Origin of the sequence: Streptococcus suis, from assembly GCF_019794555.1 — a bacterium.
GTDB lineage: Bacteria > Bacillota > Bacilli > Lactobacillales > Streptococcaceae > Streptococcus > Streptococcus suis_AB.
Map to the genome: position 1 here is coordinate 1 of NZ_JAIMEP010000028.1, position 24,972 is coordinate 24,972.

Sequence of the window (24,972 nt, forward strand, 5' to 3'; positions counted from 1 at the left end):
ACTTCTGAACTTACCTTACTCACGTCAATCCCAAATACTACTCGCATGATATTACCTCTTTGTCTTGAATGATTCCTTGTTTTAGTGATGTCATTTTCAATACTCGACGTCTGGCGTCCACATACTTTGATAACATTCTTTCTAAAACAGGTGCCTTGCCAGTTTTTGATGCGACGTCTAGCGTCAAAAGAGTTCTCGACTTAACAAGACACCTCTACTTTATCATAAAGAAAAAGTAGTGAGTACTTTCTCCCGTCGGAGATTTCCTCACTACTAATCTTAGTATGTTTTTAACTAGTCGAGTTCTTTCCCACTCCCTATCAATCGCTTGTTTCAAGTATACGATACCTCCCATCTAAATGATGGAGAAACACCTTAACTTACTTTATTATTAACATTTTTTATTTTCAGTTTAAATGATATATTTTTTATTTTTGCAATCAATTTCAATCACCCTTTTTTATTTAATACATATTATTTAATCCCATCTGATGCTCTTTTTTTGGCTTTGTAAATAGTATTTTGGAATCTTCTTTGCATTTCTTCCTCCAACTCATTATCATAGTCCATTGTATGCTTCTGCAAGGCATTTATAAAATCTTCAAAATAAGGTACCTTATCATACAAGTCTCTATTTTCGATAAAGAAATGATAGATTTCTCTGTAATAAACCACAGTATATTTTTCACCGCATGAAAACTTGCTCAAATCAATGTGGTTATAATTGGGCGAAAAAATAAAGCAACTAACCGTTTTCTTAGAATACTCAGCATCAGTTGTAACAAATTGATAGTATGTTTTTAGTTGAGACTGGACTAGATTGCTGTATATATTATGCCTATCATGAATACCATTAATGCTTGATTTTATTTTATTCTCTATTACGATAGCATTATTTTTATCACAAATGAGTAGGTCAATATTTTTCTTTTCTCTCTCAATTGTAAAATCAGTTTGTATATCGATAGATAAAACTTTTTTTGCAAACCTAGAAAATGCAATTTTATTGATATTAAAAAAGTAAGCAAACATATTTGAAAAAGCTAGTTCACTATCTTCCTGCCTGATTATTTTCAGGAAATTAAAATATGGGTTTGTTTGAGGTTCGACTACTTCGGACATTACTTGCGTCGTATTGGATTCTTCCCACAAATCTTCGTTTTCAATTATTTGATTCAAATCAATGAAAGATTCTGGCTTTTCATTTTCGTTGAAGAATTCCCTTAAGGTTTGCTTGCCAAATCCTTTATTTGTACGAATGAAAAAAGTATTATCTCCGCTAACAGATTCATCGTCAGTAATATAAATCTGATTTTTGGGCCTAATAACTCTCTCAGCAATAAATGTAGTATATGCATTTTTTTCATTATCCAGACTGCCACGAAAGGAATTTTCATTAAATAAATCAACAAGACTCACTCCACCATAGGTCAATCCTAATGCAACTTGTCCTTCAAATCTCTTTTTTCTAGATAGTTTGTTGTCGGCAAAATCAAGAATCGTAATCCCCTCTGCTTTAGCTAGTACTTTATATATTTTCGAGGCAAATTTGCGAACCAACAAAACAGTAAGACTATTTTCACCATGAGATAACTCTATTGTTCCTTGTGAGTTGAGGTAGATATAATTTTTTCCATCATCTGCTTTATAAAGGTTAATGATTTCATGACCTATATTAGTTCCCTCAGACAAATAGCCTCCAACATACATTTTATTTAATATGATTTCACGACATGCTGTTTTTGGCTTCGATATGTCCTGGTGTTTAGCTTCAATAGGATTAATCAATTCTTCTGAGGACAAAAACATACGGAATCTCCTAAGATGAGATAGATAACCACTTACCCGCAATTTACTATTCCCTTTAGAATTCTCAGAGAGAGCTGTTATTAAGGTCTTCCTTGCTTCATTTTCAAAATCGCTAGCAGTCACTGTGCTCCAAAAAAGCTCTTTGCTTCCTTTTCTCCAAAGGTAAAACGTATCATTATAAGCAGTGTTGATGGTTGCTTTAGAAATTTTCTGACGAAGTAGAAACTTTTTATATAAAGCCCGCAGTTCCTCATACGATAAGGCTTTCATACCAATTAAATCCAAAATATCCCTCCTTTTTCTCTCCATCATCCTCAGCACCATCATATCCTAGTATCATACAGAATTTATCAAAATAAAATAAATCTGAATTATCTCCAATAATTTTTGCTGGTTTTGTCAATATACAATCCAAATGATGACTCCTGATGCACCGGTGCTTTTCTGTTTATATAAACTCGTTTTCAATTACTCTAAAAAATCAATAAGATAGAGCTATTTATTACACCTATCATTCATCGGATACTAATCAGACCTAAGAATCTTAAACATCTCGTCCTGATGAATGTGCGCCAATTTTTGATCCCAAATATTGTTATTTTGTCTCATCATCTCGGCCATGATTTTCAACTTCAAACTCTGCGCAATTATTCCTGGGTTTGAACTAGCTTTGCCTACAGGCGTTGCATTATTAAACGTTGAATTACCGGAGACCGTAATCAAGGCTAAATTACCAAAGCAATTCAGATCTTCATTTTCCCAAGGGAGCAACTCTGTTGGATTTTGCGGATAGAAATGTTCAATTGAGCTTCTGAATTGAAATTGCCAATCACTTGATAGTGGACGAATTATTTCATGACCATTGAATGAATATCCATCTCGGTAAATCAAATAATCTAAATAACTAAACACGATCCGTTCAAATCCAAATCCAGAAGCCGTTTCATACCCACTTGTATCAACTTTTGACTGTGCATAACTTTCAAGAATCTTCAAAATATCAGCATTTTCATCATTAAAATAGCTTGATAAGACTAATGAAATCCAATGCATTGTTTTTGGAGATGTGTATGTTATACGTAGGGCAGATTGCAAGGTTCGAATCTGTCTATTTTTATTATCTTCATCTCCACCAAATGTTCCGATATATTTTGGTTTGTCCCCTTTAGCATCACGATACTTTTCGAGCCTTTGTAACGACCATTTACCTGTTTCTTTGTAATCACGTGCATATTCACGCTTTAACACAAATTTGTCGAACAATACACGTGCTTTTAGCAGCATAAATAAAAAGTGCTTAGCAGACAATTCATCTGCCCAATTGTTCTGAAGATTTGTTAAAAAATTCTTGTCATCCAAACTTGAATCATCGTCTGCACTTGATCTCGTTATTGCTTCATTGACTTGCAACAAGAAGTTTGGGAAAGAAATAATTGACTCAAATCGTTCATTCTCTAGCTCATCACTTAATGTTGATTCACTACTCATCACTCTCTTACCTTGAAGTATTTCTTCAAGAGTGACTCTCTCTTCCATTACTGCTTCATTTTGATAACAACCGATTAATGAATCAAAATCAACAATCCTATCAGACAAGCTACTCCAATCTTTACTGAAAATCTGATCACGTTTGTCTTTAGGATAATTCATTTGAATATAGGAGTCCATATTGGAACAATATTCCCAAATATCACTAGCTATTTTCTTAGCTTCTGGTGATGAAACTTTTGATAAAATGTTTGCTTTGGCAATTTCATGCAATTCGAGTTGCTCACCACGCGTATTCATAATTTCAAAATAATGGTTCAAATCGATTTTAGCGGGTACTTGGACACGGATGAGATTAACTTTATCCAAACGCTTGATGAATGATTCTTTTTCTTCTTTCAGACCTGTCTTCTCAAAATAATCATCAATAATTTTATAGCCCTCTTTAATTTCAGAAGACAGCAACTCGTCAGTTAATTGGTTTGTATTGGGTAATGCTGTAAGTGTTCGATTCGACTTATCTCTTGCTTCAAACCGTAATGCATCATTAGCTATCGCAATACCCAAATATCTTTCAAGTAAAAATAATGTTGTCAAGCGCTGTTGTCCATCAATAACTTCATAAACATTATTTTCCTTTTGATTAACGATTAGATTGCCCAAAAAATAATCATCGTCAATGCTCATAATATCTTCAATTAACTGTTCAATTTGTTCATTTCCCCATGCGTAATTTCGTTGATAAATAGGAACCTCATAATGAACATTATAAAATATTCTTGAAACTGGAATCATTATTAAATGATTGTCCATGATTACCACCCATTCCATTGTTTCATTAATTCGTAAATTACCTTGTAACTATTACTTTGAAGATTGCTCTCTTCAACACTCTCTAAAAATATAGATTTCAACTCTTGCGGGTCATTCATTTCATTCATCATAGAAAATACATCTTTACCCAAATTAATCCGATCATGTTGTCCAATTGCATACTTATTTATAGTTTGTGGATAAATTGCCTTCATTCTCAATCTTAATGAATAACACCAAGTGTATAGCTGATGCATGACCGATTCATCTATTGTTTCATAACCAAACCTGTCAGCATAAAAAAGTAATGTAGCTTCATAAAGTTGTTTTATGTAAATATCACCAGTTCGCTTTCCTGGCACCTCTTCTTTTGTATGGAAATCATCAATCTTGCTTTTGACTTGTTCCAACAAAACTGAATAATGCAAGGTCCAAGCAAAAAAGCGTTTTCCAGCAATAATTGGTTGCGTCAGCTGAAATTGGTTTAATTCCCCGGAACTGAGCAATTCGCCTGAACCCCTCGTATTGAATTGTTCAATGAAAATATTACTTGCCTTATGATAAATTGAATAGTTAAAAGTATTAGATTGCTTGATTCCCTTAAAATATTGGATTTTATCCGATGAATAATGTAACCCATCTCTGTTTTTAACCCAACGAATGACTGGATACAAATAATTGCGAAATAAATCCTCAAGTGCATTTTGATCCGTATCTTCCCACTCAGAAATCAGACTAATTTTCAACACTTCAGAATCTCGAGCCATTTCTCTTAAATGATAAGATTTTAATAAATCGTGAGGCTTGAGCGCTTTTCCACGTGAATTTTGTGAATCAAAGAACTGGAAGGCCTCCTGCTCACTATCTGTAACAATCTTTACGACCGTACAATTCTTTTCAAGATAATCTTTATACTTGCTTTTTTCTTCTTCGGAAAGTTCGTTCACTCTTTTTTGAAGCAACAAATAATTATTGTAAATTGCATCACGAGATGAAGGTTTATAGTTCTCGCTCAGAAGTTTTTGGCTTTTTTCACCAAGCACATAGAGTAAGATGGATAAGGTCGTTGTTCGTTGCTGTCCATCAACTAGATTATACTCAAATTTTTGAGTTATAGGATTTATTGTCTTATGAAGAATTACCGATCCTAATCTATACTCATCTATTCTTGATTTAAAAGCTTCAAATGTATCTGCAAAAAGGGTATTCGTAGAACTTGATGACCAACGATATGGCCGTTGATATTCTGGAATCTTTAACTCTATTTTCATCAGTTCATTTACGCAGATGATTTTTAGTTCTTCTTGAACTAGCGTCAAAATTCTTTCCTCCTTTTTGATTTCTAGTATCATCATTATAACACATACAATCTTTTTAAAAGCCCGTCATTATTAATCTGAGAACATCAGAAAGAATACGAACCTGATATCCACAGAAAAGCCTGGGTGTATGCAAATCTTAGTAATCCTAAGTAAAAATGTGTAACTTGTAAAGTTGAAAACTTATTATCTTTTCTTTTCAACACTAGCATTTGGAATATTTTTTGCATAAAATTCTGCTGATTGTTTATCATAAAAACCTTGTGCAATCATATTCCCAAACTGATCAACAACGATCCATTCTTGCATGTTACTAATCTCCTTCCTATTTGAGTAATATCTATTTAAAATATCATTGAGTTTCTGAAACCAAACTCGTTGTTAGTCCCCATTGTAATCGTTCCTGTAGTTTACTGCAAACTTCCAAACTTTTTGGGTCAACAGTTGATGTAATAACCAACTGTTTTTTGTTTTCTTCAATCAGCATTGCGATTTGCTCTTCAAGCATGTCATCTTTTGGCATTAGATTTAAATCATCAATTAAAATATAGTCAAATTCGGAATTTGTAAGATTTTCTACTAAATGATAGGTTAATTTTTCTGCTGATAACAAGATTACCTTATTTTGTTCAGAGAGTAGGGCATTGTTTGTAGCATTTAGTAGATGAGTTTTTCCAACTTTTTCATCACCGAAGATATAAACCGGATTGTAGCGATTCTTATCCTTAATAACTGTCTTTAACGCTGCTAAAGCCCAAGCATTTCCATCATTGACCGAAAAATTCTCAAATGTCTGATTTTCAAATATAGTTTTCATATTAGTTCTCATGTTAGTTCTCATTTCTTTTTGATACATCAAGTATATGAAATCATATGGACAATTATTGTCCATGTTCGCATTTTTATTTATATTTTTTTTGCAAGTTCTTAATAATATCTTGCATATCATTTACTAAAGATTGAGGTGATAAAACTGTCAAAGCATCTGCTTGACTCAACAACCATCGTTTCAATCCTGGTGTGTCTTGACTGATAAATTCAACGATAACTCCGTCGGGTGTATGTTCAATAATCCTAGCGGTTGGAAATTGATCTGTTACAATGGTAGGGTCATAAGCAAATTGAATTCTAATCGTCAACTCTCGTCCCATAAATGAATCAACACGTTTGTTCCGTACTTCTCCATCACGAAATTTCTTCCCGTAAGAAATCTGAGGTTTCTTTTCATTTGATACTTTCCAATCGATAATTCTATCCAATTTTAAGGTCATATATGACTCGAAAGTCAAGTTATACGCCACAATATAAAAGTAATGCAGATCATAGTATAGGGATACGGGAAAAATGGTATGCTGCTTTTCACTATTGTAAGGCGATTGATACCGAATCTCTAGAACTAGCTCTTTTCGTATTATTTCCGACCATTCCCAGATTTTATCAATTCGATTTTGAGTATCAGACAATGGCGCATAATTTAGCAGTTCACTCGCAATAATTTGATAAACCTCTTTTTGTTCCTCTTTAGAGATTAAAGCCAACAAACTATCGATCAGAGACTTATTTTCGTCTTTGTTCAAAGAACGATTTTCTAATAAAATCTTTGATATCACTAAAATATCCTTTTTATTAAATAATGATTTCCCTTTTAGATAACGTGTATGGTATTTCGCATCATAGGCAAGCTCCGCTGCAACTATAGGCTGAGATTCCAAGTAATGACCTAATAGAGAAAAATCTCTCTGTATTGTTTTTTCACTAACTCCAAACTCATCTGCTAACTGTTGCTTAGAAAGATGAGCACCTGACTGCAGACGTAGAAAAATCGTTAGTAAGCGTTCTTGATCGTTCATATTTACCTCAATTCTTAAAAAAATTATAACATCTCTAACAGGTTAAATTCAATAAACTCCCTTGATAAAGTATCTGACTAAGTGAATCATTTGAACTATCAAAGTTGGAGCCAGTGATTAATAATTTTCCTCCATTTTCCAAATAATCTTTCAAAAAGTTTGATATTCTTTTCTGAATCTTATCTGAGCAATTGTAAAATACGTCAATATCTTCAATAATAACAAGATTAAATACTTCAAAAAGAGCGTTATTATGTGTTAATTCAAACACAAGACTTACACCGGTTGTATGTTTGACTTTTTTAGACGTTTCAATAAAGTAGCATTCCAGATATTCAATAATATCTCTTTTCAACTCATTTCTGTCTGAAATCACATGGAGCAATTGACTGTTAAACTTTTTTAAAGGTAGTTCAAAAAAGTGTTGCAATTCCCGATTAAAACTGTCAAAGGGGTTCCGCAACTTAATATCTGAACTCAATTTCCGATATAGTAAATCAATATATATTTCCAAGACCTCAATATCATTAAATGTAGCTTGCTCTTTACTAGTGTTTTTCATTTGTATTATTCCTTTCAACAATTATTGTTTTTAGCATCTACCGAATCCTATTGCTCGATTTAAATTATGAGATTTTATTTCGAAGTTTTCCAGAGCCTTCTCAATATCTTCAAGTGTCACTAGACTCAAACTCTCCAAACTTGCCAATTGACTATCTTCCATATTGATAACGCGTTGTGCCTGGCAGATAGTAATATGGTCAACAAGTTTTCGAACATACCGGGCATTCCCGAAATAGCTATCGCTTTTTTGTTCTGAAAAATGTTGGCATAGCTTCTGTTTGCAATCATCTGACAATTGATATTGTTTCCTCGAAATCATTAGTTCGAGGATAGCAAAGAGTTCGTCAGAAGAGTAGTCTTCAAATATGATTTCCTGAGAAATCCTTGAAGATAGACCTGGGTTTGTATCAAGAAACTCCTTCATCAAATCCTCGTAGCCCGCAAAAATAACTAAGACTTCATCTCTCCGATTTTCCATCTCTTGAATAATTGTCGCAATAGCTTCATGTCCAAAATCTTTTTCGTGCCTAGGAATTAAACTGTAGGCCTCATCAATGAAAAGAACACCACCCTTAGCTTCATTAAATATGTTTTTAACTTTAGGAGCAGTACTACCAATATACTCTCCAATTAGATCCGCACGGCCTACTTCCACCAATTTATCTTCTTGAATGATCTTGTTCTTATACAAAATCTTTGTATAAAGTCTTGCAACTTCTGTCTTTCCTGTACCAGGATTTCCAGAAAAAACAAGATGATGGTTACTAGTTTCGTTGATAACTCCATGCTGTTTTCTTAGATAGTTGACTTTATTGAAAGCTATTTGCTGAGACAATAAATTTTTGACTGCTTTTAATCCTATCAATTCTTGCAAAATATCCTCTGGCTTCTTACTCAGTCCAATCTGACTTTCAGGAGAGAATGAAATATTTTCTAAATGTAACTCCTTATCTTTAGAGGGATCAAACCCACTTTGGACAGCGAACTCGATAATCTCTTGAACAAATTGTCGAATATCTTTTGCGTTGCTTATATCCGACTTTTTTGATTGCGCCTTTCTAAAATCATCATCGTTGACTCGAATCATTTTCTTTGCTAGCATCATCCTACCTATAGAAATTAGCTCATCTTGCTGATAATCTGGGAAAGGAACAATTGAAATTCTATAGGTTGTTTCTGACAGTTCTTTTTCAATTGACTTCGCCTCTTCAATATTATTGGCCAAAAAAATTGCTAATGTGTGCCCCTCATGTTTGCGCAGACTTTCTAAAAATTCGATTTTTGGCCTTGACCTTGCTGAGAAATAATCATAGACCACAGGAAAATCTTCCGTAGTTATTTTAGGGAGAAAAAACTCTTTACAGTTCGCGACAACTGCTCGCAAACCAAATAAGGATTCCAAGAATTGAATGGCGAATTTTCGACCTGAGCCTTGTTCACCTATAAAAATATAAATATGCCTTTGCTTCTCGTGACTATTTATTTTATCTTGAAATGATAGGTAGGCGACAAGTTCTTTTACAGCATTTTTAAAATTAGTTAAACCAATAATATTATTTAATTCCTTTAACTTTTCAGTGTTAGGCTTCATCATTGAATACTGTGTATCATTACGACTATTGAGTAAAAATTTGATCAGGTCAGCACGATAACTTTTCTCGAGTTTTTTTAAAAAATCCGTTTCAGTCAACTTCTCAAACTTATCCATATAAACCATTTTCTCAAAAACACTTCTAAATTTTTCAATCATTTCTCTCCGACTATAATCATCTTGCGTAATTAGATAATATGTTTCATTTTCTTTGATAAGTAGCCAACGATTTAATTTCACAAAGTCTTCTGTTTGTTGTTTTAAAAATTCATCAGGATTTGTTAACTCAACTTCAAAATATTTCATTTTGCATTCCCTCATATTATTTATTGATAATTTGAGTTTACAAAAAAGAGTGGACAAATTTTGTCTACTCTTGACCATTAATATAGTCTTTTTAAAACGATTTGAAGTTGCCTAAATGATTACTTTTTATGGTAAAATTCAGCATCCCTTTAAATAATCTGCAAACTAGTACTTCACACAACCTATTAGAATTTAAGAAAAACTTAAAATCTTGGCTATTCAAGGGATGTAGTCGTAAATCTGTATCAATTACATTCAACAAATTCCCACCGACAACATTTTTCTTGATTCAAACTAGGTAGCACAATAAGTACCCCAGTACGTTAACTATCTCATTTTATGGTGTCATTCTGATACTACCCCACTCCAAAGGAAAAAGCCTTGTCTCCAAGGCTTTTAACTATCCCTTTCGTTCAAAGGTTTCTAAAATCTTACGAGCAGTGATATGCTCTCAGTGTTTGCTGATATATTTTAGCTATATTTGGGGATTCAAATATCAAATCAATTTTTAATTTATCTTAAAAGCAAAACAAGACTGAAGCTCCAAAATTACTTCATTGTAGCCACAGTCTGTCGTACTCTAATTCCATTAAGTCTAACAAGCTTTTCTTCAATACTCGGATAGTTTTCAACATCAAAATACATACTAAAAGTATATGATTAAGAAGATACAATTAAACCAACATCACTAAATCATCTAACCACCAATTACTTGAAGAAACCTACTGAATCATTCAATAACCTATTCAACAGTTAGTATTCTCATTTTACTAATTCTTTATATGCATCAAGATAACGTGGTAATACTGAAGTCGCAACATCATTCAATGTTGTTTGTTCTACAACCGGTAATATATCTTGTTCCATATCTAATAGACTATGACTGTTACCAGATTTATTAATGGCGCTATTATTTTTTATAACCAATAAGAATACTATATCCTTAATTTGACACATAAAAAATAGTGGCTATTTATTTAATAATTTAGCCAAATTTTCCTTAGTGTTCAAAATTCTTGTAATAAAAACCTCATGGTTATCAATGTGATAAAACGCTAGATAATTCTCAATTGGCATATATCGGTACCGTTTGCCATCATCTGTTATTTCCCCGTAACCACGACTAGACAACAAAGGACAAGCTTCAGGGAAGGTCTCTAGAGTTTCAAGTGCAGTCAGGATTAGGTCTAGTTTACTGTCGGCAGATTGTTGACTGTAGTAATTATGTAATATATAGTCATGAATCCCTTTTAAGTCCCTTTTGGCTTGATCCGTAAGGGAAACATGGTATCGTTTATGATTATTCAAGTCCACATTCCTTTCTCACATCAGCCAAAGATGTTAGTTTACCTTGCTCAATTTCTTGATGGCCGATTAGAATTTCCTTTTTCAAGTCTTCAAAAGCAACTTGATACTGCGTCTCTTGTAAATCACTGTTAACGAACTCTTTGGGATCAACCGCTCCAGTCGCAATTTTACGAAGAGCAGCATTGAAGATATCAGACAGAGTCAGCTTTTCATCTGCTAAAATTTCTTTAGTTTGTTTATAAAAAGTTGAATTCGCTCTAAAGTTGACGGGCTGTGTGCTTGCCATTGTTCTTACCTCGTTGTAAAGATGATTTGTAAATACATTCTATCATGCTTACCTTCTAAATTCAACTAAAAACTCAATATTCCACGTTCAACATAAACACTTCCTTCATCGGTTTGATGGCGAATACAAGGGTCCAGTCCCATTATGAATGCCACAATACCGTCAATTTTTTGACTGAGTTTTCCTTATCAGACTTGATATTGCTAACGAAGTCTTATCTTGTGACCATCTTTACCTTTGTAGTTTTGATGTAGCACTGATGTGCCCAAACATCATACAGAACATGGCACTGCGATATCTCAGTGCCATGTATCATCAAGTAAACAAATGATAGACAGGTAGCATTCTCAACCGGGGTTATTTAAAGATATTCTCTCGTTTGAGAGAAAAATTAATTTCATCCAAATTAATATCTACATCAATTGTCTGGTGGACTTGAAGTTTGGACAACAAACCGACTACTTCGACATGGCTTGAGCGGAAGTTATAGCTGTCAAATACTAGTAACCAAAATATTTTTATCAGAAATTCTCTTTGTGAGAACATATGCACTAGAGGCTTTCGTGTGTGGGAAGATATCAACAAAATAATAACTTGGTAACTATGTCCTTTACCGTAGATGACATTAACCAGCATCTGATATCATTAAAACCAAACTTATTCCCTCTTTTTTTATAAAGCCTTTACTTGAGATTTTATAACTTCATACCCTAATTTATTTATGGTGTTTTCAATATCCTTTATAGATACTTTTTCATCATCATATTCCACTCTTACTTTACTTGAATTAAATAGAACTTTTATACTTTTTTCGTCTACTCCATCTAATGATTTAACTCCATTTTCTATTTTTTGCATACATGATGGACATGTTAATGTTTCTAATTGAATTGTTACTTTTTGCATTATTTACCTCTCCTTTAATTTATGTTTAATTTATTTACATCTAGAATTTTATTTATTTTCTTAATTTATAGCGAAGAAGTCTCATACCATTTAAAATCACTACTAATATACTTGCTTCATGCACTAACATACCGATTGACATGCTCATCCATTCACTAAAGAATACGCTGGCAAGAAGGACAAATACAACCCCTACTGCAATAATAATATTTTGAAGCATGTTATTAGCGGTTGCTTTTGTTAAACCTAATGCATGTGGCAAGCGGCTGAAATCTGAATTCATTAAAACAACATCTGATGTTTCGATTGCTACATCTGTTCCATTACCCATAGCAATTCCAATTTGTGCTAGAGCTAGTGAAGGACTATCATTTACGCCATCTCCAACAAATGCCACAATTCGACCTTTTTCTTGTAATTCTTTTATATATGTTGCTTTATCTTCTGGCAACATATGTCCATGAGCTTCTGTAAGTCCTAATTCACGTGCTACTAAATCAACTGTTCCTTGGTTATCACCAGAAAGAACGACTAGATTTTTAACACCAAGTTTTTTCAACTTTTTAAGATCATCTTTTACACCCGGGCGAATTTGATCACGAATACCCATCAATGCTTTTAATTCACCATCAATTGATGTTAAAACAAGTGAATTTCCATTTTTCTCAAATCTGGCAATATCTGCACGAGCTTTTTCACTTAAAAGAATATTTTCTTGCTCCATTAGTGCCACATTACCGACTGCAACTTTATGACCTTCTACATGAGCTACAATTCCTCCACCTTTTACAACATCTGTTTTTTCAACTGTATATAATTTTATATCTCCAATATATTCTACAACTGCTTTCGCTAATGGATGATCTGATTCCTTTTCAACACTTGCTAGATATCCTAATACTTCATATACATTATCTGCATATATTTCTTTATCAGCTACTTTAGGATTTCCTATTGTTAATGTACCTGTTTTGTCAAATACCATGGTATCTAGTCTACTAAAGTCACTAATAACCTCGCTACCTTTTAGAAGGACTCCATGACGTGCTCCATTGCCAATCCCCGCGACATTTGAAACCGGTACACCGATTACCAATGCTCCTGGACATCCTAAAACTAATATTGTAATTGCAAGTTCAATATCCCTTGAAAATATCCATACAATAAATGAGAGAACTAAACCAGCTGGTGTGTAGTATTTAGAAAATCTATCAATGAAACGTTCTGCTTCTGATTTTGAATCCTGTGCTTCTTCAACCAATTCAATGATTTTACCAAAAGTAGTATCCTCACCTACACGATCAGCAGTGATTTGAATAGTGCCATTTTCTAAAATTGTTCCGGCATACACTTCCGAATCTTTCTTTTTACTTACAGGAACCGCTTCTCCTGTAATACTTGCTTCATTAATATGCCCTTCTCCTGTTAAGACTGTACCGTCAACGGGGATTTTTGCACCCGTTTTAACAAGTAAAATATCTCCTACATCGACTTCATCTATTTCTACTTCTTCAAATTCACCATTTCCCACTTGTTTTAAGGCACTTTCTGGTGCCATTTGAGTTAATTCTTTAATTGCAGAACGTGTTTTATTAAGTGTCCTTTGTTCTAGATAAGCTCCAAATAGAAATAAAAATGTAACAATTGCTGATTCTTCGTAGTTTCTAACTATAAAGGCTCCGATAACTGCAATGGTAACTAAAACATCAATACTAACTACTTTGACTTTTAATGCTTGATAGGCTTGAATCGCAATAGGTGAAACTCCAAAAATTGAAGCAATTACTAATGCCCATATGGCTATTTGTTCGTTTTCGAAGCCTAATTTACTGACAAATGCAATTATTATTAAAATTGCACTTACTATTGTAATATGGTTTTTTCTTCCTAATATAAATTTTTGCATATTCTTACTCCTCTCTATTAGATTATTTATATCTTTTCATTGCTTTGGTTATTTTCTTTTATGCTTCATATGCTTTATCTAATTCTGCTAACATGTTATATACTGCTTCATAACTTTCGCATACATCACCTGGAACTGTATAATTATCTGTGATTTCACGTAATTTTAAAAACTCCTCTTTTAAGTCCGGCTTTTCTACTCCCGCATCTTTTGCTTTCTTTGCAAGCTCATCATATACTTCACGAACTTGGTAGAATTCTGGATGATTTCCTCCATGGACTTTTGCTACAACTGGAACATATTGTGCTAGTGTTTTTAAATGAGTTTCCTTTACTTGATTAAAATTTAATTGTTTTGACATATTTTTTTCCTTCTTTCTTGTTTTATTTTTTCTTTATCTTGATTAAATAATACTATAGATTGAACGAAATTAAATTGATCTAAATCAAGTTTAGTCTTTTTTAAATGTTTTAATAATTATTACTACTATTTTACTTTATATGATCACATCTATACCAACAATAATCCATCTAAATCCAAAATCTCAATCTTTCTACCTGATTTTTGTTTTATATATCCTTCATTTTCAAGGTCAGCTAACTTTCTACTAATAGTTTCTGGTGTAGTTCCTAGATAAGAGGCTAAATCCTTTTTACTCATTGGCAATTCAATTTCCATTGGATCATCTCCGCTTTCTATGCATTCTGCAAGAAACAGTGCTAATCTAGTATCTACCTTCTCTGTGGCAAATCTAGTTGTTTGTTTTTCTGATGTTTCTAATCGGTTAGAGAATTCCGATAAAATCTTCAAAGATATAGTAGGGTACTTTAATAAAAATTCTTGCAAATCATTTCTACTAATCATACATACATCGGTATCACTCATTGCTTCTGCATATGCTTCCTGAATTGATTCGCGAAACAAGGCAAGCTCTCCAGTGAAATCGCCTGGATTTAATATTCGCACTAATTGTTCTTTTCCTGATTCAGACAAACGGTAAATTCGAATTTTCCCTTTACTTACAATATATAAGCAGTCGGATATATCTCCCTCTCGGTAAATTACTTCACCCTTTTTAAAAGAGGTCGATTTCGTTACTTTCATAATTTCCTCCATCTGTGCTGCTTCTAAATGATTAAAGATCGGAACTACAGTGATACATGAAGCGTGTGAAATTGACTCATGTCCTTGATGATGAGTGTGAGTAACATTGTGATACCCTTGTTTTTCTATATATTGATTTTTAATTTCATGCATCAAATCCTTTTTTTTCATTTGAATGCCCCTTTCATATTCTCTATTAAGGTCTCTTTAGCTTTTTCCAAGTTCCCACAAGTCCAGTAAATGCAGGTAAACTTATCCGGATGAATAATTGCGTCATCAACATAGTCAGGAATTTCCAGTGTAGTTTTTAGACGACCTATTTCTTGCTTAAGTCCTCGGATGGCGGTCATTATTTCTTCCTTTGAGATACTCTTCATAGTAACTTTCCGAAATAATCATTATATTAGACCGCCTCCTTTATTAGTTAGATATTTTTATTTCATTACCATCAGGTAAAACAAATACCTGCTCAAACCTGACACCCAGTACATCTGCGATGGTTTTCAACTCATCCAAGGTTACTGTTTCTCGCTTCAATTTCTTGTTGAAATTTTGTGGTGTCTGTCCAATACGTCTAGCAAGTTCGGAAACACTTATATTCATTTCCTCACACAGTTCTTTAATCATTTCTGCCGTAGTCATACACCACCTCCAAGTTTACACTAATAATAGTATAAACCGTTTGGTTGATAAATACAATACTCTACTATCACTCTTTGATGATATAGAACAAATTGAAAAAGAAAATAGACTTCAGATAGCAATTGATGTTGTCAGAGAACAGTTTGGCTTTTTAGCCTTACAAAAAGGAACCGTCCTAACTGAAGGTTCCAGAAATATTGAACGTAGTAAACTTATCGGTGGTCATTCCACTGGTGGATTGGAGGGATTAAAATGAAACAAGAAAAAAATACAGTACAATTTTCAGAAATCCGTAGCAAAGGATGTAATGATATTGAAATGCTTGAAAGATTTTTACATGGAATCGTTGAAACAGCAACTTCAAAACTTCGTCAGAGAAAACTCAAAACAACTGAAATATCGATACGACTAGTACATGCTAAATCTGAAAACCGATTACCATTGGAATTTACATTTAGCATTAAGCCAACAAGCTCATCTATGATGATTTATACTGAGGAAATCAATCGCTTTAAAGAACGTTACACAGGTGGGGGAATTCAAGGTTTTACGATTCAATTTGATAAAAATATCCTTGCATCTACATAGAAAGGATTTGATATGATTGACCGTTCATACTTACCATTTCAGTCAGCAAGAGAGTACCAAGATACTAAGATGCAAAAATGGATGGGCTTTTTCCTATCTGAGCATACATCTGCACTCTCCGATGATGTAAACTAAGTAACGTACATGTCAGATTTATCACTAGAGAAGAAATTATTACTCCTCAGCCAAGTCTACGCTAGCCAACTAAACACGCGCATTCATGTCATTGAAAAACACAATCGAGTTTCCTATACTGGAACAATACCAAGTCTTAATAAGGATTTGATTTTGATAAAAACTACAACAGATCACATCAATTTGAAATTGAAAGACATTATTAGTATTGAACTTGTTGAGGAGGTGCTTTATGAATCAGCTTGAGTTTCAGCGTAAACACCTGCAAATGGACTATTACAGCGAGAGCTACCAAGATTTTGAACGTGACTTCTACCGCTACTCCAACATGAATATTCCATTGACCTTTCTGACTGATGATATCCTCAAAACAATGGCAACTTCTCGTAAGAATTACTTTGTCCTAAATAAGGAAAAGGCTAGAGATAATCGCGATCACTTCTTCATTTTTGAGGTAAGTACCATAGATGAAAATCCGCTAATCTACCGCTATTCTTATAAGAAAACTACAACATATTTAACATATAAATTTCCTCAAGCTCAATGATGACAATGCCGAAGACTACCGAGATCACTACATTCTATTCAATATTAATCCTTTCGAGAACAATATGCTCATCAGAAAATATGTTTACCTAAAGTCCGTTTACTCTACAAACTAAAAAGGAGTCTTATGCTCCTTTTAGTCTATACCACTTTCAATACCAAGCTCCAAATTTCTCAACTTCAATTGAGAAATTTGGCTTTTTCCGTTGCTCAGTTAAAGCGTCAGTTGTATATTTCCTGTTAATACCCCTTTTGAAGCATAACATTGCTTTCAATGATCACACCCGATTGTTGACACCCATTTTAGAACCTATTCTTTGATTTTCAATAAGCGTAAACTGTTTAATGTTACAAGTAAAGTTGCTCCCATATCAGCAAATATCGCTATCCAAAGTGTTAACCAACCGGGCATGACCAAAAGTAATGCCACTAATTTAATCGCCAAAGAGAAGGTAATGTTTTGCTTGATGATTGCTAAAGCCTTACGGCTTAATTTTATTGTATATGGCAATTTACTCAAATCATCAGACATTAAGGCGATGTCAGCCGTTTCTAAAGCTGTATCAGTTCCAGCACCACCCATTGCTACACCAACGGTAGATGCCGCAAGGGCTGGAGCATCATTCACGCCATCTCCGACCATCCCCACACTTTGATGTTTTTCTCGAAGTTCTTTAATAAAATTAAGCTTATCTTCTGGAAGTAAGTCAGCTTTAATATCCGAAACACCAACTTGTTTTCCGATGGCTGTTGCCGTTCTTTGGTTATCGCCTGTTAGCATCACTGTTTCGATTCCCATATTGTTCAACTTGCCGATAACTTCTTTAGACGATTCCCTCATTTCATCGGCTACGGCAATAAACGAAAGAATTTCTTTTTCTGTTCCTAACACCATCACCGTTTTACCTTGAGTTTGCATATCGGCAATTTTTTCTTTTTTATCGCTTGAAATGCTTCCGTGTAATTCCTCAAAAAGATTTTGACTTCCCACATAATACATTTCATTATTTATTTTGGCTTTAACGCCTTTACCTGTAATGGATTGAAAATCCTCTACTGTTACTTCATTGAATTTTAATCCATTTTCTTCTGCTTTTCGCATAATCGCTGAAGCAAGAGGGTGCTGCGATCCTTTTTCAATGGCTGATGTTATGGTTATTAATTCATTTTCATTTCTACCATATGTCACAATGTCTGTTACAGCTGGAATCCCTTTGGTTAATGTTCCTGTTTTATCAAATGCTATCGCTTTTAAGTGTCCTGCTGCTTCTAAATGGATACCACCTTTAATTAATACACCATTTTTCGCTGCATTTCCTATTGCTGTAACCACAGCAACTGGAGTTGAGACTACTAAGGCACAAGGACAACCAACCACTAATACAGCTAATCCTTGATAAATCCATTGGCTCCAGTCTCCGCCAAATAATGGTGGAACTACTGCAATTAAAAGAGCTAGTATGACAATAGCTGGTGTATAGTATTTTGCAAATTTATCGACAAACGCTTGAGAGGGGGCCCGTTCTGCTTGGGCTTCTTCTACCAAGTGAATGATTTTTGAAAGAGTAGTATCTTCAACTCGTTTTGTTACTTTAACCTCAAGTAACCCTTCTTCATTCAAGGTTCCTGCAAATACTTCATCATTTGTGATTTTCGTTACTGGAACACTTTCACCTGTAATCGCAGCCTGATTTAATGTCGATGTACCTTTAACCACTATTCCATCCATTGCTAACTTTTGACCGGGCTTAACTATCATGATGTCTCCAACTTGAATCTCATCAACATGAATCATCATTTCTTCATTGCCTCGTCGAATTAACGCTTCTTTTGGGGCAATATCCATTAAAGATTCAATAGATTGACGTGCTTTATCCATTGAATAACGCTCTAATGCTTCACTAATCGCAAATAGGATAACAACGGTTGCCCCTTCACCCCATTCACCAATAATTGCAGCTCCTATGATGGCAATAGTCATAAGCGTATTCATATCGAAATTTAATCTTCTTAAATTTTTGAGACCTTTAATAAATAACGAATATCCACCGATTAAAATGGACGCTGCATAACCAATTGTCGGTAGAACATGCTCTTCACCATACTGCTCTCCTAAGAACCAGCTAACTACAAGTAAAAGAGCTGATATATATACCTTAATGTTTTCTTTCTGCTTCCAAAAAGGTTCTCCTCCTACCCTTTGTTCTTTTTCATCTCGAATTTTTAAATTTTCAAATGCTCCTGCTTTTTCTAATTCTTCAATGGTTGTCGTCCCTTTAACATAAACTTTAGATGCTCCGAAATTTACTTTCGCATCCTGAACACCGAGAAGTTCTTTAACATTATTTTCAAAAATGGCTGCACAGTTAATACAAGTAAATCCTTGAACACGATAGGCTTTCATTTCTTTTTCAGACTGTTTTGCTTTCCCTCTAGACATTGATCTTCACCTCTTTCTTATGTGCCAATGCAATCATCATAATTTGTCTGATATACTCATCATCTAAGGAATAAAATGCAAGTTTTCCCTCTTTTCGAAACTTAACAATCCCTTGCTTATGGAGCGTTCGCAGGTGATGAGAGGTATTTGCAACCGTAACACCTATAATATTTGCAATATCACACACACACAGTTCGTCATCTTGACACAATGCATAGGCAATTTTTGCTCTATTTTTATCTGCAATAGCTTTTAACATTTGGGCAACACTAGAAATATCTACTGTCTGTAAATTACCTTGTATTCGATTGACCTTTTCTTCGTCATAACAATAAATTTCACAAGTATCTTTTTTAATCATATTCTCACCTCAATATCATTCAAGTATTTGTTTGAATATAGTATAGCCCTTTTCATTAATTAATTCAAGTGTTTTTTTGAATGAATAAAAAAATTCATAAAAAAAGACTTGGAGTACCCAATTCTAATAACAAAATAACCAATCTGCATAAGACTTTAAGTACATAACATTATTAGTATTGAACTTGTTGAAGAGGTGCTTTATGAATCAGCTTGAGTTTCAGCGTAATCACCTGCAAATGGACTATTATAGCGAGAGCTACCAAGATTTTGAACGTTACTTCTACCGCTACTCTAACATGAATATTCCATTGACCTTCCTGACAGATGATATCCTCAAAACAATGGCAACTTCTCGTAAGAATTACTTTGTCCTCAATAAGGAAAAGTCCAGAGATAACCGCGATCACTTCTTCATATTTGAAGTAAGAACCTTAGAAGAGAATCCACTAATCTATCATTATACATATAAGAAAACTACAACATATTTAGCAGAAAAATAGGAGCAGTTCAATTGACTGTTCCTATTTTTAATCTTCATAAAATCTCAAGTCTTTATACTCTTTAACAATGGAGTCGCCAGCCAGAACAGACTATACTGACCAGCGACTACCTTAAATTTAATGTTTCAGATTTATTTTCTTATCACTAATTTCATAAACCACATCAGCCACATTGTCGAGTAGCCGTTTGTCATGGGTGATAAACACTATAGTTCCAGCATACTCCTTCATTAATATTTCCAAAGCCTCTAAGCTTGGTATGTCAAGGAAGTTGCTGGGTTCATCCATTAGTAAGATGTTATATCTACCCATAAGCATTTTAGCTAACAATAATTTCATAATTTCACCACCGCTTAAAACAGCTAAGCTTTTTCCTATGTCGTTTTGTTTAATTCCCATTGATGCTAGCACCGAACGAATTTCTGAAACATTGTATTCACAATCCTCCTGCATAAACTCCATGACTTTCTGATTACCGTTGTACTTGTAACTATTTTGTGCAAAGTATCCTATTTTGGCCTTACGTGAAATAGTAATTCCATCTTCATGATTTAAGATCATTTGGATTAAGGTTGTTTTTCCTGTTCCATTACCTCCAGTTAGCGCTACTTTTGCTCCTAGAGGAATTTGAAAAGATGCATTTTCAAACAGTGCCTTATCCCCAAATATTTTATTAATTTCCGTACCGACTATAGGGTATGGATTATGGAGCTCCAATGCTTTACTTTGCCTGAAACGAATTCTGCGAATGTCTTCCGGAGCTTCTACATTTCCTAAGGCCGCAATCCTGTGCTCTAGGGATTTAGCGGCATTATGCATCTTTTTTTCCTTACTTCCTATTGATTTTTGATGAGCTAAACGCCCTCCGCCTTCAGTACTTTTTTTCTTTGAAGCACCTTTTGCCTTCTGTTCTATTTTACGAGCCTGTTTTCGCTTTTCCTCCGCAGCCCTTTCCAATCGGGCACGTTCCGCAATAAATTGTTCGTATTGTGCAGCTTGGCTCTTGCGTTCTTCCTCTTTCTGACGAAGATAATCAGAATAGTTTCCCCAATACTCAGTGATTTTGCCATCTTTCAGTTCCCATATTTTATCTACTATTTCATCAAGAAAATAGCGGTCATGGCTAATAACTAACAGTGCACCTGTAAAATATTTTAGCTGTCCAATTAGAAAATCAATTCCTTCACGGTCTAGATGACTGGTAGGTTCATCGGCTAAAATACCATGTACTTGTGCTGATAAGGCCTGTGCTATTTTAAGCCTTGTTTCTTCCCCACCGCTCATGGTCTGAATATTTAATTGCTCAACACCGAGCTTGCCTACAAGTGCAAAATCTTTTTCCTCCCGCAAACTTACTTCATCCAACTGAGGGATATAGGAAAGTTCACCCAGACGATTAATTTTACATCCTTCTGGAGTTAATTCCCCTAAAAGCACCTCGAGTAAAGTGCTTTTCCCTGCACCATTTGCTCCTACTAAACCAATACGGTCATAATCATATACTTCTATTTCATCTATATCCAAAACATCTCGCCCTGTGAATTCCACACGAATGTCTTTTGCTTTTAATATCAATTCCATAACATTTCCTCCTGTCTATAATCGCATGCTTTCATTTGCTTGTACGCAGGGAAAACCCTGCGATTTTAGCAGAAGAATTACATGAAAATAAGATACATAAATATCCCTCCAATATTATTTTATTTTAAATCTAATTTTCTAACCTCTGTTATCATTGGGCAAACTATAGCAATGCCAATAATTAAAATACCTGATAGTAAAAACCAATGATTTACACCAATTCTATCAGCAAAGAATCCAGAAAGAATTAATCCAATTGGCATAGCAAATGACATAATACTTCCGGTCAAAGAAAATACACGTCCTAAATATTCAGGCTTAATCTTCTCCTGAAAAAGAGCTGTTTGCACACCGCTATAAAATGGCACCGAAAGCCCCATTACTGCACAGCAAGCTACAAATATAACAAATCCACTTGGAGGAAGTAATCCTGAAACGGCTAAACTGGCTCCCATTATAAAGAATGAACCTGTTATTAGTAATACACGCTTTTCAAAGTTCCCCAACCTTCCTAATAGTAGACCGCCTACTAGCATTCCAGATGCAAAAGCGATTTCGGTAATGGAAATATGCACAGGTGTTCCATTAAAGTATTCCATGCTAATTAAAGGAAATAGTGCATTAATTGGCATATACACAAACGTATATAGCGTTCCTAAGAGTAATAAGGCAAATAAGCCTTTGTTTTGTCTCAATGCGACAATTCCTTCTTTCATTTCTCTTAAGAAATTTGGTTTCAAACTTTGCACTTGATCGCCCAGCTTAGGAATACTTACAATTGCTACCGTAATAGATGCAATCACAGCGCCCAATACATCGATAGCAATAATTGCATTTAATTTCCAAACGGAGTATAACAATGCTGCAGCCGCCGGACTAATAATATAGCTTATCGACTGCACAGACTGACTATAGCCTGCACATTTCGTAAGCTGTTCTTCTGGTACTAAAAGTGGCGTAACCGCATTGAGAGCCGGGGTGTGAAAAGCTGTTCCAATGCTACGGATAAACAATACTATCATAACCATCCAGACAGGTAGCTCCATATAGAATGCAACAATAGTAAGCACCGAACCAGCTGCTGCGATAATTAAATCAGCACCAATCATTATCTTCTTCCTATCATGACGATCCACTAGCACACCAATTGCAGGTCCAAAGACCGCATAGGGTAAAAAACCTAATAGTGAAGCCATAGACAAGACCATCGCGGATCCAGTTTTTTCTGTAAGGTAAAAAATAATCGCCATTTGCAAGATGGCACTAGTGATTAATGATAGTGCTTGCCCTGCCCATATTGTATAAAACTTAAGTTTCCAATTGTTGTATTTTTCCATTTATATTATCTCCTGCATATTATTTTGCTTGAATTTCTATTTTGAATAGCATTCTAGGCAATAAAAAATGCAGGCCAAACCCCACAATGTGGCTTTTGGTCTGCATACATACAATTTGGAAACATTCATATTAAAGACATCTCTATTTCAAATGTTTTTTCATAAGTAACTGCCATTTCATTTTCACTCCTTTTAAAGTTTGTCAGGTAAATATTTCCGAATATATTCTTCTAAGGCTTTATCCATAACTTCTTTTACGTTTCCGCCATTCTTTGCTGTTTCGATTTTTATAATATGGTGCAAGTCAGCACGAACACGAACCGTCTTATCCCCCATAATATCTTTTTTTGCACTGATTGGTGTATCATTTCGTTTTGCTTTTTGTGCGCCTAAATTTCCCACAACCACTCACTTCTTTCTATTTCTTCTTACTCTTATTTTATCATCAACAATCACAAATCACAAGTGATTTGTGATTAATCACTTGTGATTTGTGATTCTATTCTTTTTCGTTTTCTAATTGAATGATTCGCTCAAGCATTTCAAAAAATACGTTCTCATACATAGATAAAACTTTTTTGTCATAGCCTTTGTGTTCTGTAATGCCGTTTTTAGACCAGGTACTTACTTTATTACTTCGCTTGATAATATTTTGGAAAACCAAGTTATCTTCTTTATGTTGCTTGTACAGTTCTTCCAGGTTTGATTTTATCGTTGTGCTGTCCGTATCAACTAAATAAGGAACAAAACCGATCATATCTAGTCCAGGGTTAAACTGTTCTTGTAAATCAATCAAATAGGAAATATAGTTTTGAATGTTGTTTGTACTTTCTTCTTCTGCTTGTAAAGGGATCATGACGTAATCACTTGCCACGATTGCATTATTTGTATAAACGCTTGGCGTTGGTACAGTATCAATAATAATGAGATCATAGTCACTTTTTAAAGGTGCTAAAAGAGTAGCAAGCAATCTACTTTCATTTTCAAAAGTCCATGAGCGAGTTAATTTTGGCAGTAACATCAAATCAAACGTGCCAGGGATCAAGTCTAAATTATCAGTCAAATGAACAATAGAAGAAGCCAAGTTTCCATTTTTCAGTCCTTCATAAAAATTAACACGTGGCAATTCTACCTTAAATGTTTTTGCTAAGTCTTTTGTCAATGTTGCCTGTAAGTCCTTATCGATCATTAAAACTTTTAAATTCAATTTGTCTGTCAAGTAAGCAAACATAGTCGATAATTTGGACTTTCCAACACCACCTTTAAAGTAATTATTCAAGATAATAATTGCTTCATTTTTATTGTTTAAAATACGTCTTAATTCTTCAAGTATTTTTAGTTTTTCCTTCTCCATAACTACGCCCCATTCTTTTTTTGTATAGTAATATTGTATCATTAAGAATCACAAATCACAAGTGATTTGTGATTAATCACTTGTGATTTGTGATAAGTGATTTGTGATTAATATATAGGGCTGACCCAAAAGTAGCTCCTATATGAAAAATAGAGGTCTTTCCATTTAGATAGTAGTGGAAAGACCTCTATTTATCTTTTGAAAGTGAATACAAAAATAAAGCACACTCTGCTATA

At 34.2% G+C, this 24,972-nt stretch carries 29 protein-coding genes and 3 pseudogenes; 6 read left to right on the top strand and 26 right to left on the bottom strand.

Translation table 11 applies throughout. From position 1 onward, the window contains the following. Window positions 1–474: 474 nt before the first annotated feature. The 20 genes and pseudogenes from K6V48_RS09460 to K6V48_RS09545 all read right to left on the bottom strand — a co-directional run bounded on the left by K6V48_RS09460 (window position 475) and on the right by K6V48_RS09545 (window position 15,892). Window positions 475–2,094 (bottom strand): PD-(D/E)XK nuclease family protein, encoded by a 1,620-nt coding sequence (locus K6V48_RS09460; protein WP_222369318.1) that lies wholly within the window; start codon window positions 2,092–2,094, stop codon window positions 475–477. Further along, entirely contained in the window at window positions 2,060–2,224 is a 165-nt protein-coding gene (locus K6V48_RS09465) for a hypothetical protein (protein WP_222369320.1), read from the bottom strand. The genes K6V48_RS09460 and K6V48_RS09465 overlap by 35 nt, the downstream gene beginning before the upstream one ends. 110 nt (window positions 2,225–2,334) lie before the next feature. After that, complete coding sequence (locus K6V48_RS09470) at window positions 2,335–4,110, bottom strand: GmrSD restriction endonuclease domain-containing protein (RefSeq protein WP_222369323.1); 1,776 nt, start codon at window positions 4,108–4,110, stop codon at window positions 2,335–2,337. A 2-nt stretch (window positions 4,111–4,112) separates the two neighbouring features. After that, window positions 4,113–5,429: a DUF262 domain-containing protein gene (locus tag K6V48_RS09475; protein WP_222369326.1), complete on the bottom strand. Its 1,317-nt coding sequence runs from the start codon at window positions 5,427–5,429 to the stop codon at window positions 4,113–4,115. Window positions 5,430–5,615: 186 nt separating this feature from the next. Beyond that, window positions 5,616–5,738: a hypothetical protein gene (locus K6V48_RS11880; protein ID WP_018365282.1), complete on the bottom strand. Its 123-nt coding sequence runs from the start codon at window positions 5,736–5,738 to the stop codon at window positions 5,616–5,618. A gap of 43 nt (window positions 5,739–5,781) precedes the next feature. Continuing rightward, the gene (locus tag K6V48_RS11885) at window positions 5,782–6,246 is read right to left on the bottom strand and encodes a DnaA ATPase domain-containing protein (protein ID WP_024403762.1); all 465 of its coding nucleotides are present in this window, start codon (window positions 6,244–6,246) and stop codon (window positions 5,782–5,784) included. Between the two features lie 85 nt (window positions 6,247–6,331). Further along, on the bottom strand, window positions 6,332–7,279 hold the full coding sequence (locus K6V48_RS09485) for a helix-turn-helix transcriptional regulator (protein ID WP_024403761.1): 948 nt from the start codon (window positions 7,277–7,279) through the stop codon (window positions 6,332–6,334). A 34-nt stretch (window positions 7,280–7,313) separates the two neighbouring features. Next, on the bottom strand, window positions 7,314–7,841 hold the full coding sequence (locus tag K6V48_RS09490; RefSeq protein ID WP_222369329.1) for a hypothetical protein: 528 nt from the start codon (window positions 7,839–7,841) through the stop codon (window positions 7,314–7,316). A 30-nt stretch (window positions 7,842–7,871) separates the two neighbouring features. Then, window positions 7,872–9,593, bottom strand: a complete 1,722-nt coding sequence (locus K6V48_RS12045) for an AAA family ATPase (RefSeq protein WP_315863160.1) — start codon at window positions 9,591–9,593, stop codon at window positions 7,872–7,874. Window positions 9,594–9,644: 51 nt separating this feature from the next. Then, a pseudogene (locus K6V48_RS11895) lies at window positions 9,645–9,740 on the bottom strand (DNA recombinase); the annotation flags it as partial. A gap of 762 nt (window positions 9,741–10,502) precedes the next feature. Continuing rightward, window positions 10,503–10,697, bottom strand: coding sequence for a hypothetical protein (locus K6V48_RS09500; RefSeq protein ID WP_222369335.1), 195 nt, complete (start codon window positions 10,695–10,697; stop codon window positions 10,503–10,505). A gap of 12 nt (window positions 10,698–10,709) precedes the next feature. Next, window positions 10,710–11,048 (bottom strand): type II toxin-antitoxin system RelE/ParE family toxin, encoded by a 339-nt coding sequence (locus K6V48_RS09505; RefSeq protein WP_222369338.1) that lies wholly within the window; start codon window positions 11,046–11,048, stop codon window positions 10,710–10,712. After that, window positions 11,041–11,334 carry a type II toxin-antitoxin system RelB/ParD family antitoxin gene (gene relB / locus K6V48_RS09510; protein ID WP_222369341.1) on the bottom strand — a complete coding sequence of 98 codons (294 nt, stop codon included), beginning with the start codon at window positions 11,332–11,334 and terminating at the stop codon, window positions 11,041–11,043. Before relB ends, K6V48_RS09505 begins: the two co-directional genes overlap by 8 nt. Window positions 11,335–11,399: 65 nt before the next feature. Next, window positions 11,400–11,548: pseudogene (locus tag K6V48_RS09515) on the bottom strand (terminase); the annotation flags it as partial. Window positions 11,549–12,006: 458 nt separating this feature from the next. Further along, entirely contained in the window at window positions 12,007–12,240 is a 234-nt protein-coding gene (locus tag K6V48_RS09520; RefSeq protein ID WP_222369344.1) for a heavy-metal-associated domain-containing protein, read from the bottom strand. A 52-nt stretch (window positions 12,241–12,292) separates the two neighbouring features. Further along, entirely contained in the window at window positions 12,293–14,146 is a 1,854-nt protein-coding gene (locus tag K6V48_RS09525; RefSeq protein ID WP_222369347.1) for a heavy metal translocating P-type ATPase, read from the bottom strand. Window positions 14,147–14,204: 58 nt separating this feature from the next. Continuing rightward, entirely contained in the window at window positions 14,205–14,507 is a 303-nt protein-coding gene (locus tag K6V48_RS09530) for an iron-sulfur cluster repair di-iron protein, ric (RefSeq protein WP_222369350.1), read from the bottom strand. Between the two features lie 149 nt (window positions 14,508–14,656). Beyond that, complete coding sequence (locus K6V48_RS09535; RefSeq protein WP_404830145.1) at window positions 14,657–15,403, bottom strand: Crp/Fnr family transcriptional regulator; 747 nt, start codon at window positions 15,401–15,403, stop codon at window positions 14,657–14,659. Window positions 15,404–15,417: 14 nt separating this feature from the next. Beyond that, window positions 15,418–15,600 carry a hypothetical protein gene (locus tag K6V48_RS09540; protein WP_222369356.1) on the bottom strand — a complete coding sequence of 61 codons (183 nt, stop codon included), beginning with the start codon at window positions 15,598–15,600 and terminating at the stop codon, window positions 15,418–15,420. Between the two features lie 70 nt (window positions 15,601–15,670). Further along, window positions 15,671–15,892, bottom strand: coding sequence for a helix-turn-helix domain-containing protein (locus tag K6V48_RS09545; protein WP_222369358.1), 222 nt, complete (start codon window positions 15,890–15,892; stop codon window positions 15,671–15,673). Between the two features lie 40 nt (window positions 15,893–15,932). Between K6V48_RS09545 and K6V48_RS09550 the strand changes: the two genes are divergently transcribed. The 5 genes and pseudogenes from K6V48_RS09550 to K6V48_RS11900 all read left to right on the top strand — a co-directional run bounded on the left by K6V48_RS09550 (window position 15,933) and on the right by K6V48_RS11900 (window position 17,277). Beyond that, window positions 15,933–16,148: a hypothetical protein gene (locus K6V48_RS09550; protein WP_261311100.1), complete on the top strand. Its 216-nt coding sequence runs from the start codon at window positions 15,933–15,935 to the stop codon at window positions 16,146–16,148. Beyond that, window positions 16,145–16,480 (top strand): DinB/UmuC family translesion DNA polymerase, encoded by a 336-nt coding sequence (locus tag K6V48_RS09555; RefSeq protein ID WP_222369361.1) that lies wholly within the window; start codon window positions 16,145–16,147, stop codon window positions 16,478–16,480. Before K6V48_RS09550 ends, K6V48_RS09555 begins: the two co-directional genes overlap by 4 nt. Before the next feature lie 12 nt (window positions 16,481–16,492). Next, a pseudogene (locus K6V48_RS09560) lies at window positions 16,493–16,861 on the top strand (hypothetical protein). Then, window positions 16,848–17,162, top strand: a complete 315-nt coding sequence (locus K6V48_RS09565) for a DUF5960 family protein (protein ID WP_222369363.1) — start codon at window positions 16,848–16,850, stop codon at window positions 17,160–17,162. Before K6V48_RS09560 ends, K6V48_RS09565 begins: the two are co-directional and overlap by 14 nt. Window positions 17,163–17,193: 31 nt before the next feature. Beyond that, window positions 17,194–17,277, top strand: coding sequence for a hypothetical protein (locus K6V48_RS11900; protein ID WP_258862895.1), 84 nt, complete (start codon window positions 17,194–17,196; stop codon window positions 17,275–17,277). A gap of 194 nt (window positions 17,278–17,471) precedes the next feature. On the opposite strand, the gene K6V48_RS09575 is transcribed toward K6V48_RS11900, so the two are convergent. Both K6V48_RS09575 and K6V48_RS09580 read right to left on the bottom strand, forming a co-directional pair. Next, entirely contained in the window at window positions 17,472–19,601 is a 2,130-nt protein-coding gene (locus K6V48_RS09575) for a heavy metal translocating P-type ATPase (protein ID WP_222369365.1), read from the bottom strand. Further along, the gene (locus tag K6V48_RS09580) at window positions 19,594–19,962 is read right to left on the bottom strand and encodes an ArsR/SmtB family transcription factor (RefSeq protein ID WP_222369367.1); all 369 of its coding nucleotides are present in this window, start codon (window positions 19,960–19,962) and stop codon (window positions 19,594–19,596) included. The genes K6V48_RS09575 and K6V48_RS09580 overlap by 8 nt, the downstream gene beginning before the upstream one ends. Before the next feature lie 202 nt (window positions 19,963–20,164). On the opposite strand from K6V48_RS09580, the gene K6V48_RS09585 reads away from it, so the two are divergent. Further along, window positions 20,165–20,464 (top strand): DUF5960 family protein, encoded by a 300-nt coding sequence (locus K6V48_RS09585; RefSeq protein WP_222369369.1) that lies wholly within the window; start codon window positions 20,165–20,167, stop codon window positions 20,462–20,464. Between the two features lie 117 nt (window positions 20,465–20,581). Here the strand turns inward: K6V48_RS09585 and msr(D) are convergent, their stop codons facing one another. From msr(D) to K6V48_RS09605, 4 genes are all read right to left on the bottom strand, one after another. Further along, window positions 20,582–22,045 carry an ABC-F type ribosomal protection protein Msr(D) gene (msr(D), locus tag K6V48_RS09590; protein ID WP_171988675.1) on the bottom strand — a complete coding sequence of 488 codons (1,464 nt, stop codon included), beginning with the start codon at window positions 22,043–22,045 and terminating at the stop codon, window positions 20,582–20,584. 119 nt (window positions 22,046–22,164) lie between these two features. Further along, window positions 22,165–23,382, bottom strand: coding sequence for a macrolide efflux MFS transporter Mef(A) (gene mef(A) / locus K6V48_RS09595; protein ID WP_171988674.1), 1,218 nt, complete (start codon window positions 23,380–23,382; stop codon window positions 22,165–22,167). 192 nt (window positions 23,383–23,574) lie between these two features. Beyond that, on the bottom strand, window positions 23,575–23,790 hold the full coding sequence (locus K6V48_RS09600; RefSeq protein WP_002321610.1) for a peptide-binding protein: 216 nt from the start codon (window positions 23,788–23,790) through the stop codon (window positions 23,575–23,577). A gap of 91 nt (window positions 23,791–23,881) precedes the next feature. Next, complete coding sequence (locus K6V48_RS09605) at window positions 23,882–24,778, bottom strand: ParA family protein (RefSeq protein WP_222369371.1); 897 nt, start codon at window positions 24,776–24,778, stop codon at window positions 23,882–23,884. Window positions 24,779–24,972 lie beyond the last annotated feature (194 nt).

Bases quoted from the DNA above. Each gene is read 5' to 3' on its own strand.
- K6V48_RS09605 (WP_222369371.1), bottom strand. From the start codon at position 24,778: ATGATACAATATTACTATACAAAAAAAGAATGGGGCGTAGTTATGGAG.
- K6V48_RS09520 (WP_222369344.1), bottom strand. From the start codon at position 12,240: ATGCAAAAAGTAACAATTCAATTAGAAACATTAACATGTCCATCATGT.
- K6V48_RS09485 (WP_024403761.1), bottom strand. From the start codon at position 7,279: ATGAACGATCAAGAACGCTTACTAACGATTTTTCTACGTCTGCAGTCA.
- K6V48_RS09585 (WP_222369369.1), top strand. From the start codon at position 20,165: ATGAATCAGCTTGAGTTTCAGCGTAATCACCTGCAAATGGACTATTAT.
- K6V48_RS09530 (WP_222369350.1), bottom strand. From the start codon at position 14,507: ATGTCAAAACAATTAAATTTTAATCAAGTAAAGGAAACTCATTTAAAA.
- K6V48_RS09540 (WP_222369356.1), bottom strand. From the start codon at position 15,600: ATGACCGCCATCCGAGGACTTAAGCAAGAAATAGGTCGTCTAAAAACT.
- K6V48_RS09470 (WP_222369323.1), bottom strand. From the start codon at position 4,110: ATGGACAATCATTTAATAATGATTCCAGTTTCAAGAATATTTTATAAT.
- K6V48_RS09565 (WP_222369363.1), top strand. From the start codon at position 16,848: ATGAATCAGCTTGAGTTTCAGCGTAAACACCTGCAAATGGACTATTAC.
- K6V48_RS09555 (WP_222369361.1), top strand. From the start codon at position 16,145: ATGAAACAAGAAAAAAATACAGTACAATTTTCAGAAATCCGTAGCAAA.
- K6V48_RS11885 (WP_024403762.1), bottom strand. From the start codon at position 6,246: ATGAAAACTATATTTGAAAATCAGACATTTGAGAATTTTTCGGTCAAT.
- K6V48_RS09545 (WP_222369358.1), bottom strand. From the start codon at position 15,892: ATGACTACGGCAGAAATGATTAAAGAACTGTGTGAGGAAATGAATATA.
- K6V48_RS09490 (WP_222369329.1), bottom strand. From the start codon at position 7,841: ATGAAAAACACTAGTAAAGAGCAAGCTACATTTAATGATATTGAGGTC.
- K6V48_RS12045 (WP_315863160.1), bottom strand. From the start codon at position 9,593: ATGATTGAAAAATTTAGAAGTGTTTTTGAGAAAATGGTTTATATGGAT.
- K6V48_RS11880 (WP_018365282.1), bottom strand. From the start codon at position 5,738: ATGCAAGAATGGATCGTTGTTGATCAGTTTGGGAATATGATTGCACAA.
- relB (WP_222369341.1), bottom strand. From the start codon at position 11,334: ATGGCAAGCACACAGCCCGTCAACTTTAGAGCGAATTCAACTTTTTAT.
- K6V48_RS09535 (WP_404830145.1), bottom strand. From the start codon at position 15,403: ATGCATGAAATTAAAAATCAATATATAGAAAAACAAGGGTATCACAAT.
- K6V48_RS09575 (WP_222369365.1), bottom strand. From the start codon at position 19,601: ATGTCTAGAGGGAAAGCAAAACAGTCTGAAAAAGAAATGAAAGCCTAT.
- K6V48_RS09580 (WP_222369367.1), bottom strand. From the start codon at position 19,962: ATGATTAAAAAAGATACTTGTGAAATTTATTGTTATGACGAAGAAAAG.
- K6V48_RS09525 (WP_222369347.1), bottom strand. From the start codon at position 14,146: ATGCAAAAATTTATATTAGGAAGAAAAAACCATATTACAATAGTAAGT.
- K6V48_RS09500 (WP_222369335.1), bottom strand. From the start codon at position 10,697: ATGTGTCAAATTAAGGATATAGTATTCTTATTGGTTATAAAAAATAAT.